At 65.9% G+C, this 14,331-nt stretch carries 11 protein-coding genes; 4 read left to right on the forward strand and 7 right to left on the reverse strand.

From position 1 onward, the window contains the following. Window positions 1-71 precede the first annotated feature (71 nt). Window positions 72-1,244 carry a PQQ-dependent sugar dehydrogenase gene (locus tag B047_RS16770; RefSeq protein ID WP_018467188.1) on the reverse strand — a complete coding sequence of 391 codons (1,173 nt, stop codon included), beginning with the start codon at window positions 1,242-1,244 and terminating at the stop codon, window positions 72-74. A 131-nt stretch (window positions 1,245-1,375) separates the two neighbouring features. Next, window positions 1,376-2,359, reverse strand: coding sequence for a YpdA family putative bacillithiol disulfide reductase (locus B047_RS0111880; RefSeq protein WP_018467189.1), 984 nt, complete (start codon window positions 2,357-2,359; stop codon window positions 1,376-1,378). A 243-nt stretch (window positions 2,360-2,602) separates the two neighbouring features. Between B047_RS0111880 and B047_RS0111885 the strand changes: the two genes are divergently transcribed. Beyond that, window positions 2,603-3,355: a TerC family protein gene (locus B047_RS0111885; RefSeq protein WP_018467190.1), complete on the forward strand. Its 753-nt coding sequence runs from the start codon at window positions 2,603-2,605 to the stop codon at window positions 3,353-3,355. Window positions 3,356-3,362: 7 nt separating this feature from the next. On the opposite strand, the gene B047_RS0111890 is transcribed toward B047_RS0111885, so the two are convergent. Further along, on the reverse strand, window positions 3,363-3,815 hold the full coding sequence (locus tag B047_RS0111890; RefSeq protein WP_018467191.1) for a MarR family winged helix-turn-helix transcriptional regulator: 453 nt from the start codon (window positions 3,813-3,815) through the stop codon (window positions 3,363-3,365). Window positions 3,816-3,915: 100 nt separating this feature from the next. Here B047_RS0111890 and B047_RS0111895 point away from each other — a divergent pair, with 100 nt between their 5' ends. The 3 genes from B047_RS0111895 (at window position 3,916) to B047_RS0111905 (ending at window position 7,245) form a co-directional block, all read left to right on the forward strand. Then, complete coding sequence (locus B047_RS0111895) at window positions 3,916-5,136, forward strand: tetracycline resistance MFS efflux pump (RefSeq protein WP_018467192.1); 1,221 nt, start codon at window positions 3,916-3,918, stop codon at window positions 5,134-5,136. A 12-nt stretch (window positions 5,137-5,148) separates the two neighbouring features. Next, window positions 5,149-6,543, forward strand: a complete 1,395-nt coding sequence (gene fumC, locus B047_RS0111900) for a class II fumarate hydratase (RefSeq protein ID WP_018467193.1) — start codon at window positions 5,149-5,151, stop codon at window positions 6,541-6,543. A gap of 96 nt (window positions 6,544-6,639) precedes the next feature. Then, window positions 6,640-7,245 carry a superoxide dismutase gene (locus B047_RS0111905; protein WP_018467194.1) on the forward strand — a complete coding sequence of 202 codons (606 nt, stop codon included), beginning with the start codon at window positions 6,640-6,642 and terminating at the stop codon, window positions 7,243-7,245. Window positions 7,246-7,314: 69 nt separating this feature from the next. Here the strand turns inward: B047_RS0111905 and B047_RS16775 are convergent, their stop codons facing one another. The 4 genes from B047_RS16775 to radA all read right to left on the reverse strand — a co-directional run bounded on the left by B047_RS16775 (window position 7,315) and on the right by radA (window position 14,256). Beyond that, the gene (locus B047_RS16775) at window positions 7,315-8,208 is read right to left on the reverse strand and encodes a hypothetical protein (protein WP_018467195.1); all 894 of its coding nucleotides are present in this window, start codon (window positions 8,206-8,208) and stop codon (window positions 7,315-7,317) included. A gap of 246 nt (window positions 8,209-8,454) precedes the next feature. Then, window positions 8,455-11,631: an ATP-binding protein gene (locus B047_RS0111915; RefSeq protein ID WP_245533740.1), complete on the reverse strand. Its 3,177-nt coding sequence runs from the start codon at window positions 11,629-11,631 to the stop codon at window positions 8,455-8,457. 274 nt (window positions 11,632-11,905) lie between these two features. Then, window positions 11,906-12,946: a PIN/TRAM domain-containing protein gene (locus tag B047_RS0111920; RefSeq protein ID WP_018467197.1), complete on the reverse strand. Its 1,041-nt coding sequence runs from the start codon at window positions 12,944-12,946 to the stop codon at window positions 11,906-11,908. Further along, window positions 12,943-14,256, reverse strand: a complete 1,314-nt coding sequence (radA, locus tag B047_RS0111925) for a DNA repair protein RadA (protein ID WP_018467198.1) — start codon at window positions 14,254-14,256, stop codon at window positions 12,943-12,945. The genes B047_RS0111920 and radA overlap by 4 nt, the downstream gene beginning before the upstream one ends. Between the last annotated feature and the right edge of the window lie 75 nt (window positions 14,257-14,331).

Consider the following 14,331-nt stretch of genomic DNA (forward strand, 5'->3'; position numbering starts at 1 on the left):
ATCCCTTGTCCGTGGTCTGTCGAGGGCCACAGCGTATCGGCGTCCTGCGCCTTGCGTTTAGCCATAAGCGCCTACTGAGCATCCGGCACGATGCGGTAAATCTTGCTTTCATCGGTGGAGGAGTAGATGAAGCCGTCGGGGCCTACCGTCACATCACGTAGGCGGCCATAAGAGCCGGCCTGGTCGTTTAGATTGCCGACGATCAGTTCCTCCTCGGCGATGCTTTCGCCGCTGAGCTCGAGGCGATACATGCGCCCGGTCTTGAGGGTGACGAAGAAGAGGCTGCCCTTCCAGGCGGGGAAGGCGTCGGCGCGGTAGAAGGTCAGGTCGGAGATGGCGATGGTACGGTCGGAGTAGTACTCCTTGGCGGCAGGTTGGTAGGGCGGGTGGGCTGGACAGGGGTCTGTGCCCATGCAGTCGGGCCAGCCGTAGTTGTACCCAGGCTTGATCAGGTTGAGTTCGTCCTTTTTATCGGGACCGTGCTCGGTGGACCACAGCTTGCCGGTTGCGGGGTCGAAGGCCAACCCCTGCGGGTTACGGTGGCTCAGCGTCCACATGGCCTTGGCCTGCCCCGACACCTCGGGGTCGTTGTAGAAGGGGTTATCGGTGGGGATGGAGCCGTCGAGCTTGATGCGGAAGATCTTCCCGGCCAATAGCTTCTTGCTCTGGGCCTTTTGGCTGTCGTCGGGCTCGCCGGGGACGTTGGAGGGAGCCGCTGCCGCGTCGCCCATGGTGATGAAGAGGTATTGCTTATCGGGCGAGAGCAGCACCCGGCAGCCGTTGTGGTTCCACCAACCCAGCATGTCGTCGAAGAGCTTGAGCTCACCGGTGAGGCTGGAACCCGAGATCACGAAACTCGAGACGCGGTTGCGGGCGTTGGCTTCGACGCTGGAATCGCCGTCTTTCCAGTAGGAGTAGCAGATGTAGACCTTCTTGTTGGTGGCAAAGTTGGCATCGAGCTCGAGGCCCAGCACACCCCCCTCTCCCTCGTCGCGCACCGCCGCCGAGGAGGCGTAAGTGGTGATGTTGCCGGAGGCTAGGTCGAGGGCCGAGAGTTCGACGCGGGAGCGATCGCGGTCGGTGAAGTAGAGCCTGCCGTCGGGGCCAAAGTTGAGGCTCCAGATGACCCCGGCCTTGACGTCCTTGACCAGCTCGATCTTGTACTTGGCAGCCGGGGGCTCCCCCTGATCGGTCTTACATCCGGCAGCCAGTAATAGCAAGCCCAATGCAACCATGCGGTTCATGCGCGCTCAGTCCTCCTGGTGCACAGCTGCGCTGTCCCAAAGGGGGGCGTCCTCCTCTGTGCTTCTGGCTCAGATTGACCCCACGGCGGCTTGGGATCCAGTAGGACTGCATGAATTTCCCTTCAGCAAAATCAGGAGTGGGCGGCGAGCTCGAGCCGACGGGCGATTTCCGCCACCACCACCCTGGCATGTTCGCGGCCATTCTCGATGAACACGGTGCGGGTATCCGAGCCGAAGCCGGCGGAACCGGCCACGAACAACCCCCGCAGCGAGGTCTCGAAGGCCTCGGAAAGTACAGGCTGATCATCCCGTTCGTCGAAGCGGACACCCGCCTGGCGCAGCAGGCCATCCGTTGCCCGGTAACCGATGTGCACGATCACGAAGTCGGCGGGGATGGTCTGGCTCGAGCCAGCGTGCTCCAGCGTCAGGCTGCGCGGGCCTATCTCCTTCACCCTCGAGTTCAGCAGCAGCCGGATCGAGCCCTCCTTGACCCGGTTGTCGAAGTCGGGTTTGAGCCAGTACTTGACGCGGGGGCGGATCTCCGCCTCGTGGTGCACCACCGTGACCCTGGCCCCCGAGCGGTAGAGCTCCAGCGCGGTCTCGACGGCGCTGTTGGAGCCACCGATCACCACCACTTGCTGCTGCCAGTAGCTTATGGTCTCCTCGATGCCGTAGCGCACGTGGGGCAGGTGCTCGCCAGGCACCCCCAGCCGGTTGGGGGTGTCGTAGTAGCCCGTAGCCACCAGCACGAAGCGGGCCTCGAGGCTGCCCTCCCCCTCCCGACTCCTGTACCGAACGCTGAAATTGCCCTCGGAGCCGTCGATGCCCCTCACCTCGGTGTAGGTGCGCACCTCCAACCCCTCCACCTCGGCCACCCGGCGGTAGTAGACCAGGGCTTCGCGGCGGGTGGGCTTGGGAGCGAGCGAAGGAAAGGGGTGCCCGCCGATCTCGAGGTTCCTGGCTTCGCTGAAGAAAACCGTCTCCACCGGCCAACGACGGATGGTGTTGACCAGGGTGCCCTTCTCCAGCACCAGCGCCCGTAGGCCGGCCCGCCTGGCCTCGATGGCAGCAGAAAGACCCACCGGACCTGCACCCACGATGATCAGATCCCACATGCTCCCCATGCTACAGGGCCAGGCTCGGGGCCGATTGTTCCCTCAAGCGGCCTGCCGCATCTGGCCTAATACCGGATTCAAAAAGATAATCACCCAAACCAAAGACCTTCAGAGGCTATCTTTTTGAATCCTAGAGCACTCCCTTCGGTCGACCGCCCCGCCTTGGCGGGGCGGCGTTCCCATTCGGGAACGAACTGACCGAATCTGGTATAAGATCGTGCTCACCAATAAGCTTGAACTCATATGGAATGGATCAGTAATCCCGAAATATGGACCGCGCTCCTCACGCTGACCGTGCTCGAGATCGTGCTGGGCGTGGATAACGTCATCTTCATCTCGATCTTGGCCTCCAAGCTGCCCAAAGCGCAGCAGGACCGCGCCCGCCAGACCGGGCTCTTGCTGGCCGCGGGCATGCGGCTGTTGTTCCTACTGGCCATCGGCTGGATCATCGGCCTCAAGGCCACGCTTTTCACCGTGCTGGGGCAAGATATCTCGGGCAAAGATATCGTGCTCCTCCTAGGTGGGCTCTTCCTGATCTACAAGGCTACCAAGGAGATCCACGAGAAGCTCGAGGGTGAGGAGGGCCACGCCAGCGCCCGCGTCGCCCCCACCTTCGCCGCGGTGATCGGCCAGATCCTGCTGCTAGACCTAGTCTTCTCCATCGACTCGGTGATCACCGCCGTGGGCATGACCCCCTACGTGCCGGTGATGATGGCCTCGGTGATCATCGCCGTAGGCATCATGCTCTTCGCCTCCAAGAGCATCTACGAGTTTGTCAACCGCCACCCGGCGGTCAAGATGCTGGCGCTGTCCTTCTTGCTGCTCATCGGCGTGAGCCTCATCGCCGAGGGCTTGGGCCAGAAGATCCCCAAGGGCTACATCTACTTCGCCATCGCCTTCGCGGTCTTCACCGAGTGGCTCAACATCCGCGCCGGCAGCCGCAGCAAGGCCAAGCCGGTGCAGCTTCACCAGCCCTACGAGCAGACGAAGGAGTAGCCGGCAATTATCCCCCGGGCGGGCTGGTCTCGAGCTCCTCCAGCGCCGCGTTCACGGCCCCAAGGAGGGGCCGGATTTTTTCGTCGGGGACACGCGAGAGCACCTTGACGATCTGCTCGAGGGCAGCCTGGTCGAACTGCCGGGTGATCGTGCGGCCCTGGGGGCTCAGCCGCACCTGCTTCTCCCGGCGGTTGGCGGGGTTCTCGGCGCGCTCGAGCAGCCCCTGCCGCACCATGCGCTCGACCATCTGGCTGGCCGCCGCCTTGGAGAGCCCGGTGCGCGCGGCGATCTCGGAGACCTTGAGCGATCCATCCACACTAAGCTCATAAAGCGTGTTGATCTCGCGCAGGGTGAGGCCGTGGATCTGGGCCATCTCGGTCATCCAGCCTGTCCAGTCAGCGAAGGCCACCTCGCTCAGCCGCCACAGGGCCTGGGCTAACTCCTGCCGTAGGGCGTCCACCCCCCCATCTTAGGCCAAAAGGGCGAACGGTTTGGCGAACCGCTATTTACGATTGACAAAACAGTTTGACAAACCAAACTTTTGTAGGTAAAGTGAGCCCATGGTGCGCTCCGGCCTGCTGGTGGTGCTGGCGATCCTCTTCGTGGACGTCGCAGGCGAAGGGTTGCTCTACCCCATCACGCCCAGCTTCCTGCAAGCCCTAAGCGGCGGCAGCGTGCAGGAGGCGGCCCGCCTCTACGGCTGGTCGCTGGCCCTCTACGCAGCGCTCACCCTGTTCTTCGCCCCGGTATGGGGAATGCTCTCCGACCGCTACGGGCGCAAGCCCCTCCTGCTTTTGTCAATGGCAGGGGCGGCGGTGGGAAACCTGCTCACCGCGCTGGCCCCCGGTCTGGAGCTCTACTTCCTAGGCCGCGCTGTTGCGGCGGTTACCAGCGCCAACCTGGTGGTAGTCAACGCCTACCTGGTCGACATCTCGCCCCCCGAACGGCGGGCCCGCAACTTCGGCCTCTTGGGGGCGGTTTTCGGCGTCGGCTTCGTGATCGGGCCTGCGCTGGGCGGGCTGGTGGGCGACTGGGGCTTGCGGGTGCCCTTCTGGATCGTCGCGGGCTCCTCGGCCTTCACCTTCACGCTGGCCCTGGCGCTGCTGCCCGAGTCGCTAAAGGCGGAAAACCGCAAGCGAACGCTATGTTGGCTCGAGGCCAACCCCTTCGGGGCGCTGGCCGCCCTGGCCCGGTACCCCCTGCTGCGCCCGCTGGGTTGGACCATCCTGCTGAGTGGCCTGGCCATGAACATGCTGGTCGCGGTGTGGATTCCCTATGGTGCCTACCGCTACGGCTTCGGCCCCACCGAAAACGGCCTCATCCTGGCGGCTTTTGGGCTGATGGCCGCCTTGGGGCAGGGGCTGGTGGTGCCCTGGCTGGTCCCAAGGCTGGGAGAGCGGCGGGCCGTCGTGCTGGGCCTGGGCGTGAGCGCGCTCAGCCTCGTGCTCTACGGCCTCGCCAGCACCCCTTGGGTGCTCTTCGGGGCACTGGCGATCAGCGCGCTCGGCGCGGTGGACGAACCCGCATTGCAGGCTTTCATCAGCCGCAACGTCCGCTCCGATGAGCAGGGGACCGTGCAGGGCGCCCTGGCCACCATCGGCAACCTGATGGGCGTCGTGGGCCCGGTGGCGGGCACCTATCTCTTCAGCCGCTTCACCGGGCCACAGGCGGTGGCGGAGCTGCCCGGCGCCCCCTTCCTGGCCGGGGCCTTCTGCGTGGCACTTGGCTTAGGGATTGCCTACCGCACGCTGCGCCGTTTCGCCCCCCAGCCCAGCCGGTAAAATGGCGAGGCTATGAGTTACCGCGTCGAAAAAGACACCATGGGCGAAATCCAGGTCGAGTCCAGCCGCTACTGGGGAGCCCAGACCCAGCGGTCATTGCAGAACTTCCCCATCGGCACCGAGCGCTTCAAGATGCCCAGGAGCATAATCCGGGCGCTGGGCATCCTCAAGAAGGCGGCGGCGCTGGCCAACGCCGAGTTGGGCGAGTTGCCCCGTGACAAGGCTGAACTCATCGTGAAGGCCGCCGAGGAGGTCATCGCCGGGAAGCTCGACGAGCACTTCCCGCTGGTGGTCTTCCAGACCGGCTCGGGCACCCAGAGCAACATGAACGCCAACGAGGTGATCGCCAACCGGGCCATCGAGCTCTCGGGCGGGGTACTGGGCTCCAAAGACCCAATCCACCCCAACGACCACGTCAACCGGGGGCAGTCCTCCAACGACACCTTCCCCACCGCCATGCACATCGCAGTAGTGGAGGAGCTGCACCGCCAGCTCTACCCCAACGTGCAGAAGCTGCGCGACACCCTGGCGGCCAAGGCCGAGGCCTTCAAGGACATCGTCAAGGTGGGCCGCACCCACCTGCAAGACGCCACCCCCATCACGCTGGGCCAGGAGATCGGCAGTTGGGTCGCCCAAATCGACTACTGCCTCGAGCAAGTCCGCCACGCCGAGCAGGGGCTGTACGAGCTGGCCATCGGCGGGACGGCGGTGGGCACCGGCCTCAACGCCCACCCCAAGTTCGGCGACCTCTGCGCGGCCTACATCGCCAAAGAGACCGGCTTTCCCTTCGTCTCGGCCCCCAACAAGTTCGCCGCGCTGGCGGCCCACGACGCCCTGGTGACCACCAGCGCCGCTTTGCGCACCCTGGCCGGAGCCCTCTTCAAGATGGCCAACGACGTGCGTTGGCTGGCCTCGGGACCGCGCAACGGCATCGGAGAGCTGCTCATCCCCGAGAACGAACCCGGCTCCTCCATCATGCCCGGTAAGGTCAACCCCACCCAGAGCGAGGCCCTGACCATGGTCTGCGTGCAGGTCTTCGGCAACGACGCAGCGGTGGCCTTCGCTGGAAGCCAGGGCAACTTCCAGCTCAACGTGTTCAAGCCGGTGATGGTGTATAACGTCCTCACCAGCATCCAGCTCCTGGGCGACGCCTGTCTTGCCTTCAACGACCACTGCGCGGTAGGCCTCGAGCCCAACCTTCCCCGCATCCGGGAGAACCTGGAGAAGAACCTGATGCTCGTCACCGCGCTCAACCGGCACATCGGCTACGATAAAGCCGCCGCCATCGCCAAGAAGGCCCACAAGGAGGGCACCAGCCTCAAGGAAGCCGCGCTGGCGTTGGGCTACCTGAGCGAGGAGGAGTTCGACCGCTGGGTGGTCCCCATGGAGATGACGAGGCCGAGCTAGAAGAGCACCGGGCCGATACCCTGTTCCCCGAACCCTTTCCTGGCTCACATCTTGATCGCAAGCCCGGCAATAGAGTACCTCTGGGGAGGTGGAAGTATGAGTTATCCGTTCAAACTACCCGAACTGCCCTTCGATAAAGCGGCCCTCGAGCCCCACATCGACGCTATGACCATGGAGATCCACCATGGCAAACACCACGCGGCCTACGTCAACAACCTCAACGCCGCGCTGGAAAAAGCCCCCGAAATCCAGGGCTGGAGCCTGGAAGAACTCCTCGGCAAGATCGGCCAGGTGCCCGAGGCCATCCGCACCGCCGTGCGTAACAACGGGGGTGGTCACCACAACCACACCCTCTTCTGGGACATCCTCACCCCCGGCGGCTCCAAGGAACCCACCGGCAGGCTGGCCGAGGCCATCAACGCCACCTTCGGCTCCTTCGAGAAGCTCAAGGAGCAGCTGACCCAGGCCGGGCTCACCCGTTTCGGCTCCGGCTGGGCCTGGCTGGTCAAGGACAAAGACGGCAAGCTCAAGGTCTACAGCACTGCCAATCAGGACTCCCCGCTCATGGAGGGCGACACCCCGCTCTTGGGCATCGACGTGTGGGAGCACGCCTACTACCTCAAGTACCAGAACCGCCGCCCCGACTACCTGGCGGCGATCTGGAACGTGATCAACTGGGACAAAGTGGCCGAGCGGTTCTAGGCTCGAGCGCTGGGGCGGAGGCCGGGGGACCCCCGGCCTCCTCCTTTCATTCGCCGGTCTCGAGACGCTTCACGGAGTGGTGAAGTTAAAGATCTCCGACTGGCCGATCCCGCCGTCCGCATCGGGCCCCGCGCCGCTGCCGAACAGGGCAACCTTGAAGTAATCCTTCAGGAAGCCGCCGGACCCCGCCGCGAGGTCGGTGGAGGTGAAGGGCGCAACCCCGATGACCTGCCACGAGTAGCTGACGGCCCCGGAAGTGGGCAGACCCAGGCCGATCGCGCTCAGGTCGGGAATTTTGGTGGTGTTCGCGGTGGTGATCACGTAGATGTCGGGGTTGGAGCCGGCCAGGTGCCTGAAGTAGAAGACGTTCACCCCGCCGCTGAAACCGGTGGTCTGGAAATCGGTGTTGATGGTGACGCCCGTGGCGTTGTTGACCGGCACCGTCAGGCCGGGAGCGGCGGTCAGGCTGACACCGACCCCGGAGGCGTTGGTCGCGACCCCGGTTTTCCAGGCCACAGACAACCTGGCCCCGCTACTGGCCGCCGCCACGAGCGAAAGGGTCGCACCGGCGATCCTGGGGGTGACGTAGCTGAAGCTGGTGGCGGCCGAAGCGTCGGCGAGCAGGGTCGTGCCCGACCCGGGGGCTACCCGCAGGTTGACCCTACGCTGGTTCAGGGCATACCCCGCCGGGACGGTGACGCTCCCGCTGAGGTTGTCCTCGGCCAGGCTGCCCAAAGTCACGTTCTGGTTGTTGAACGCGCCGCCATCGCTCAGGGTCAGGGCCTTGCTCCCGAAGCCCTTGTAGTCGATCGGGAGGTTGGTGCCCGGGTCAAATTGCCACTGCAAGGCGTACACGTTGCCCGAGGTGCTGTCTGGGCCCAACCACTGGGCGTTCAGCGGGCCGTAGGCGGGACCGGGGACGCTGCTGCCGCTCGGCAAAGCCTCGGGTGAGCCAAAGAACACGCGGGTCGTGTGGTTGGCAGGGTTGGGGAAGCCGGCGCCGCCGGAGTGGCGTTAAATTCCCGTTATACCAGATTCGGTCAGTTCGTTCCCATTCGGGAACGAACTGACCCGACCGAAGGGAGTGCTCTAGGATTCAAAAAGATAGCCTCTGAAGGTCTTTGGTTTGGGTGATTATCTTTTTGAATCCGGTATTACAGTGGGAAGGCGGCTGCGGCCCCGCCCCCGCGGGAGATCCGGGCACAGGGGCTACGGGGGGGTCGGCTTCCCAGCCCTCTTCGCCAGGGCCCACTGTACGAAACGGTTATTGAGCAGGCGCGCGGAGAATTCGGGAGGGAGGCGCTCGGATAGCGAGCGGAGGAGCTGCTGGGTACGTTCCAGCAGCCCAGCGCCTTCCTCGTCCCCCAGGGCCCTGGCCCTGGCATAGAGGATGAAGGGCAGGTCGAAGATGCCCTCGGCCCACTCCTCGCGGCCTTCGTAGGCCAGGCTCGAGGCCTGGAGGGCTCTCTCCCGCTCGCCCCGGCGCAAGTAGGACAGCGCCAATCCCGCCAGCGCCCTGGCCCGGTCCCTGCCCTGCTTGCGCTCGCCCCAGTGCTCGGCGGCGCGGGTGAGCACCTCCTCCCCCTCCTCGTAGCGGCCCAGCTCGACCTGGGTAAAGCCCAAGGAGAACAGGGCGTAGCCCAAAGTAGCCTGCTCGCCCAAGTCCTGCATCACCCGCAAGGCCTGCTGGAGTTCCTCGAGGGCCTCCAGAAGCCGGTTCTCGACCATCAGCGCCGTGCCCAGCGCGGTGCGCAGGATCGAGACATCGCGGTAGGCCCGCACTACCTCGGCCTCGCGCAGGGCCTGGTGCAGGGATTGCTCGAGCTGCGGGCTCAGGCCCACCGCTCCGGCGTTAAGGCCGAGGATATGCAACGCGTCCCACACCGCCCACAAATCCCCCCGCTCCCGCGCCTCGGCCAGCAGGGTTTCCCCGGTGGCGATGCTGCGGTGGTAGGCCCCACGCACGAAATCCACGATGGCGCCATCGGCCTTGAGGCGGCGCAGCAGCAGGTCATCGGCCATGCCCTGGGCCAGCACCAGCGCCTTGTTGTAGGCCTCGCGGGCTTTGGCCTGGTCACCGATGCGCGAGTAGTACCCGGCCAGGTTGCGCAGCGCGTGGGCTTCCATGAAGCGGTCACCGGAGAGCTCGAAATAGCGGATGGCCTCGGTGAGGGGCTCGAGCTGGGCATCGGGATCGCCACCGCGGTATTCCAGCCAGGCCAGCCGGAACAGGGCCTTTCCCTTCTGCCAGGCGGTGCGGGCGAGCTCGAGGGCCTGCCGCGCCGCCTGGATTCCCTCGGCAACCCGCCCCGACTGCACGGCGGCTTCGGCCTCGATCAGGAACAGCCGGCACTGCTCCTCGGGCACTTCGCTGAGCAAGCGGGCCAGCTCGAGCCGCTCGGCCTGGGCTCGCTCGCCCAGCGCCAGCTTGAGCTCGGTGCATTCGGCCAGCACCTGGAAACGCTCTTGGGGCGGGGCCAGGGGACCCATGAGTTCGAGGGCCTTGCTGTAGTGGGCCAACGCGCTGCGCCCCAGCGGGCCCACCCGCAGCTTGCGCCCTACCGCCAAATGAGCCCGTGCGGCCTGGGTCAGTTGACCGGCGGCCTCGAGGTGATGGGCCAGTCGCTCGGGCGGCGCACCGGTATCGCGCAGCACCTCGGCCAAGCGGTGGTGCAGGCGACGGCGGGCAGCCGCGGATAAGGTCTCCAGGATCGTCGAGCGCAACAGGTCGTGTGCCAGGACGTACCCTTCAGAACTTTCTTGGACAATACCGCCGTGGAGCAGGTGCTCGAGGGCCAGGTCGTCGCGGTTAAAAGCCGCCAGCTCCGAAGGCTCGAGCGCTGCATCGGCGATGGCCAGAACCTGGGCGAGTTCGCGGGCCCCCTGCGGGAGCCGCTCGAGGCGCTGCTGTACGACCTCGCGCACCGAGGGGGGCAAGGGCAGCTCGCGGTAGTCGGCGGTGATGCTGTCGAAGGGGGTGTGCCAGCGTCCCCCTTCCACCCGTAACAACCCCCGGTCGAAGAGGAAGCGCAAGGTCTGCAACAGGTACAGCGGGTTTCCGCCGGTGGCCTTATGCAGCCGCTCGGCGAAGAGGGTCCCGCCAGGAGTACCGGAGAGCCGCTGGACCAGCTCGCGCACCCCGGCCTGGGACAGGGCCTCGAGGGTGTGCACCCACAGCAGCCCCTCGCTGCTCAAGGACCGCAGGGCCTCGTAGAGGGGGTGCCCCCGCTGATAGCCCTCGCTGCGGGTGGTGCCCAGGAGGTAGATCCCCAAGCTAGGGGCCCGCTGGGTCAGGTAGCCCAGGAACTCCAGGGCAGGGGCATCGGCCCAGTGTAGGTCCTCCCACACTACCGTGCCCCCCGGTCGCACCAGGGTCAGCAGCATGCGGGCCAGGGCCTCGAAGAGCCGCAACTTGGCGTTGGCGGCTCCTCCCACGAAAACGCCTAGCTCGGGCAATAGCTGGGCCAGCTCCTCGCGCCAGACGGGCTCGAGCCCCTCCAACGACTGCCCGCTCTCGATCGCGCTCCGCACCGCCTCGATCAGGCCGCCAAAGCCCAGTTCGCGCAGACTCTCGCGCTGGCGAATCTGAAAGACCTGACCCCTGCGTCGGGCAAAGTCCTGGGCCAGGCGGCTTTTCCCCACCCCCACCTCACCCACCAACAACACCAGGCCCCGACCCAGATGGGTCTCGAGCCAGGCCCAGTCCTCACTGCGGGCCACCAGGGGCGGATCCTGCAGCGAAGCAGGCGAGGCCGGGGCCAGCACCACGGCATCCAGGCTGCCCCGTCGCAGGTGGTGGTAGAGGGCCTGGGTCTCGGGTGAAGGTTCGACCCCCAGCTCCAACGCGAGCAGCCGGGCGTACTGCTCGTACTGGCGCATAGCCGCCGGGAGTTCCCCCAGCACCGCCAGCAACCGCATCACCGCTTGCTGCTCGGCTTCTTGCAGGGGGTCTTGCTCGAGCAGTTTTTGATAGACCGACAGCGCCTCCCGCCGCTGCGAAGCGGCCTCCAAGCTACGGGCCCAGCCCAGCATGGCCTCGCGGTAGAGGTTTTGCCAGCGGGTCTGCTCGATGGCCAGCCATTCCTCGAAGGCCTCGTTAGCCCGCACCTCGAAGCCCGCCAACAGCCCACCCCGCCACAACCCCACCGCCTCGGCCCAGCGTCCCCGGCTCAAGTGCTCGAGGAAGCGTTGCAGGTCGGTCTCGACGGCGGTGAGCACGATCTGTTGAGAGCCCTGCTCGAGCATCCGCTCCCAAGGCGTCCCCTTGAGTCGGAACAGCTCCTGCCGAAGGTTGCGCCGGGTGCTCTCTTCATCCCCCTCCCACAGCAGCGAAGCCAGCGTACCCCGGTCGGCCTGCCCCCCCTGGGTCACCAGATAAGCCACCATCGCCACGGCCTTCCGGGGCAGCTGTGGCCAGAGCCGATCACCGATCAGCAGTTGGGGAGGACCGAGGAGACTCAGAAGCATCGCTATACCGGAGCTGGTAAATCAACAGGCACGGTTGAACCCTTGAAGGACTTCGGCATCCTTGCACCCTCCCTTCACGACCATCAAAAGGCCACGACAACCAGCGCAGAAGTTGATGAGCCTGAGCCTACCCCCGCCATCGCCCCGGAGCTAAAGCCAGGGCTGCACCACCCCCATATCCATCGGCTTTGGCTCAGCTCGAGGTCGCGCTGCGCTCGAGCTTGCCAAAGAGCAGACGCCCCACCTGAGTCTGGATGGACTGGGTGATCACCACCGACACCTCCTGCCCCCGGAAGGGCAGGGCATCGTCGACGACGATCATGGTGCCGTCGTCGAGGTAGCCCACCCCCTGCCCGGCCTCCTTACCCTCCTTGGTGATGGTGATGCGCACCACTTCCCCCGCCACGTAGGGTGTACGCAGCGCGGTGGCAAGGGCCTGCACCGAGAGGGCCTTGACGCCGTAGATGCGGGCGAGTTGCAGCAGGGCCGAGTCATTGGTGACCAGCGCGGCGGAGTTCTGGCGGGCCAGGGTGAGGAGCTGGTCATCGACGGGTTCGTCGCTGGCAGGTGCCTCGAGCACCTCCAACCCCACCTTTTCCTTCAGCCGCTCGAGCACCTCCAACCCCCGACGGCCCCGCGCCCGCTTCTGGGCGTCGGAATGGTCGGCGAAGCTTTGCAGCTCGCGCAGCACCATCCGCGGTACCAGCAAAGGGCCTTCCAAAAAGCCCAGATCGGCCACCTCGGCGATGCGGCCATCGATGAGCACGCTGGTGTCGAGGATCTTGCCCCCCTTGGGGCGAGGGGGTGGAGCGGGTGGACGAATGCGAAAGTAATCGCGGTTGGCCAGGGCCAAAGCCGAGAGAAAGCCCGAGAGCAGCAGGGCCAGCAGCAGTGAATACCAGGGGGTATAGCCAGCGAACTGCGAGAGCAGGTTGTTGATGAGCACCGTCAGGAGCAGCCCGGCGCTCGAGGCCACGATCAGGGCTACGGGCACCTCTGGCGGCAGCGACCCCAACCAGCGCTGCAGGCGGATCCACCAGCTTTCGATGAGCACGCTCAGGCGAGGCACCAGCAAGAAGCCCAGCAGCAGCCCGACCAACCCGAGGTAGAGGCGGTTGAGCGAGAGCATCCCCCCCGAATCCGCGCCCAGCACCCCGCGCGCCTCGAGCCAGCCTCCCACCTCGAAGCCGCCGAGCACCATCAAAAGGTAGAGCCCTAAGCGCAAAATGCTCATAACAACCGCTTCACTGCCTCCTCCACGTTGCGGATGACGCCCGGGTACAACAGCCGCTCAAAACCCGCCCGCCGGCCCTCGCGCAGTCGGCGCTCGAGGCCCTCCACGCTGCGCACCTCTCCGGCCAACCCGACCTCGCCCACCACGGCGAAATCCTGAGGAATGGGCTTACCCACCACAGCAGAATACACCGCCAGGGCTACCGCCAGGTCCAATCCCGCGTCAAAAAGCTTCAAACCGCCCGCCAAATTGACGTAGACGTCGAGGTTGCCCAGCGGCAGCTCGAGCCGCCGCTCCAGCACCGCTAGCACCACATCTACCCGACGCGAGTCGAGCCCTTGCGAGACCCGGCGGGGAGCGGGAAAGGGGGTGCGGGCCGCCAGGGCCTGCACCTCCAGCGCCAACGCCCGCTCACCCGAGAGACTCAAGGCCACCACCGAGCCCGGCGCACCCACCGGACGCTCGGCCAAAAAGGCTTCGGAGGGGTTGGCCACCTCCTCCATGCCCTCCTCCGCCATGCGGAAGACCCCCATCTCCCCCACCGGGCCGAAGCGGTTCTTGCTCGAGCGCAAAACCCTAAAGTTCCCAGCGGTCTCGAGGTAGAGCGTAGCATCGACCACGTGCTCGATGACCTTGGGTCCGGCCACGATGCCCTCCTTGGTCACGTGCCCCACCAGCACCGTGGTCACCTTGTTGGCCTTGGCGAAGCGGGTCAGGGCCGAAGTGGCGTCGCGCACCGCCACCAGCGAGCCCGCAGCCGAGGTGGTCTCGAGGGTCTGAATGGAGTCGACCACCAAGAACTCAGGCAATTCGGCCTCGAGGGTGGCGAGCACGGCCTCGAGGCCGGTCTCACGCAGGAGCTCGAGCTCGCCGGAGGTGCCCAGTCGCTCGGCCCGCAGGCGGATCTGCCCCGGCGACTCCTCCCCCGCCAAATAGATCACCCGCCGGCCCTGGCGCAGCATACGGTCGGCTACCTGAAGCAGCAAGGTGCTCTTGCCCACCCCTGGCTCGCCGCCCAGCAGCAGCACCTCTCCGATCACAAAGCCCCCGCCCAGCACCCGGTCCAGCTCGCCGATCCCGCTGCTGAAGCGGGCCTCGCCGCTGGGGTCTACCGCACCCAGGCGCACGATGGCCTCGAGGTTGGGCAGGGGCCGGACCTTGCTGAGGCTGTTGCGGGAACTTCCCACCGGCGCCCGGCCAGGTGCGGCCTCTTCCTTGAACGAACCCCAGGCCCCGCAGTTGGGACAGCGGCCCAGGGCCTTGATGGACTTGTAGCCGCACTCAACGCAGGTGTATTGGGTCTTGGCCATAGCTGCTGTGGGGCTCAATGGAAAAGGCCGAACGCCAAACGCCTTCGGGTCTTTGCGTTCGACGTTCGGCGTTCG

Origin of the sequence: Calidithermus timidus DSM 17022, from assembly GCF_000373205.1 — a bacterium.
Lineage (GTDB): Bacteria > Deinococcota > Deinococci > Deinococcales > Thermaceae > Calidithermus > Calidithermus timidus.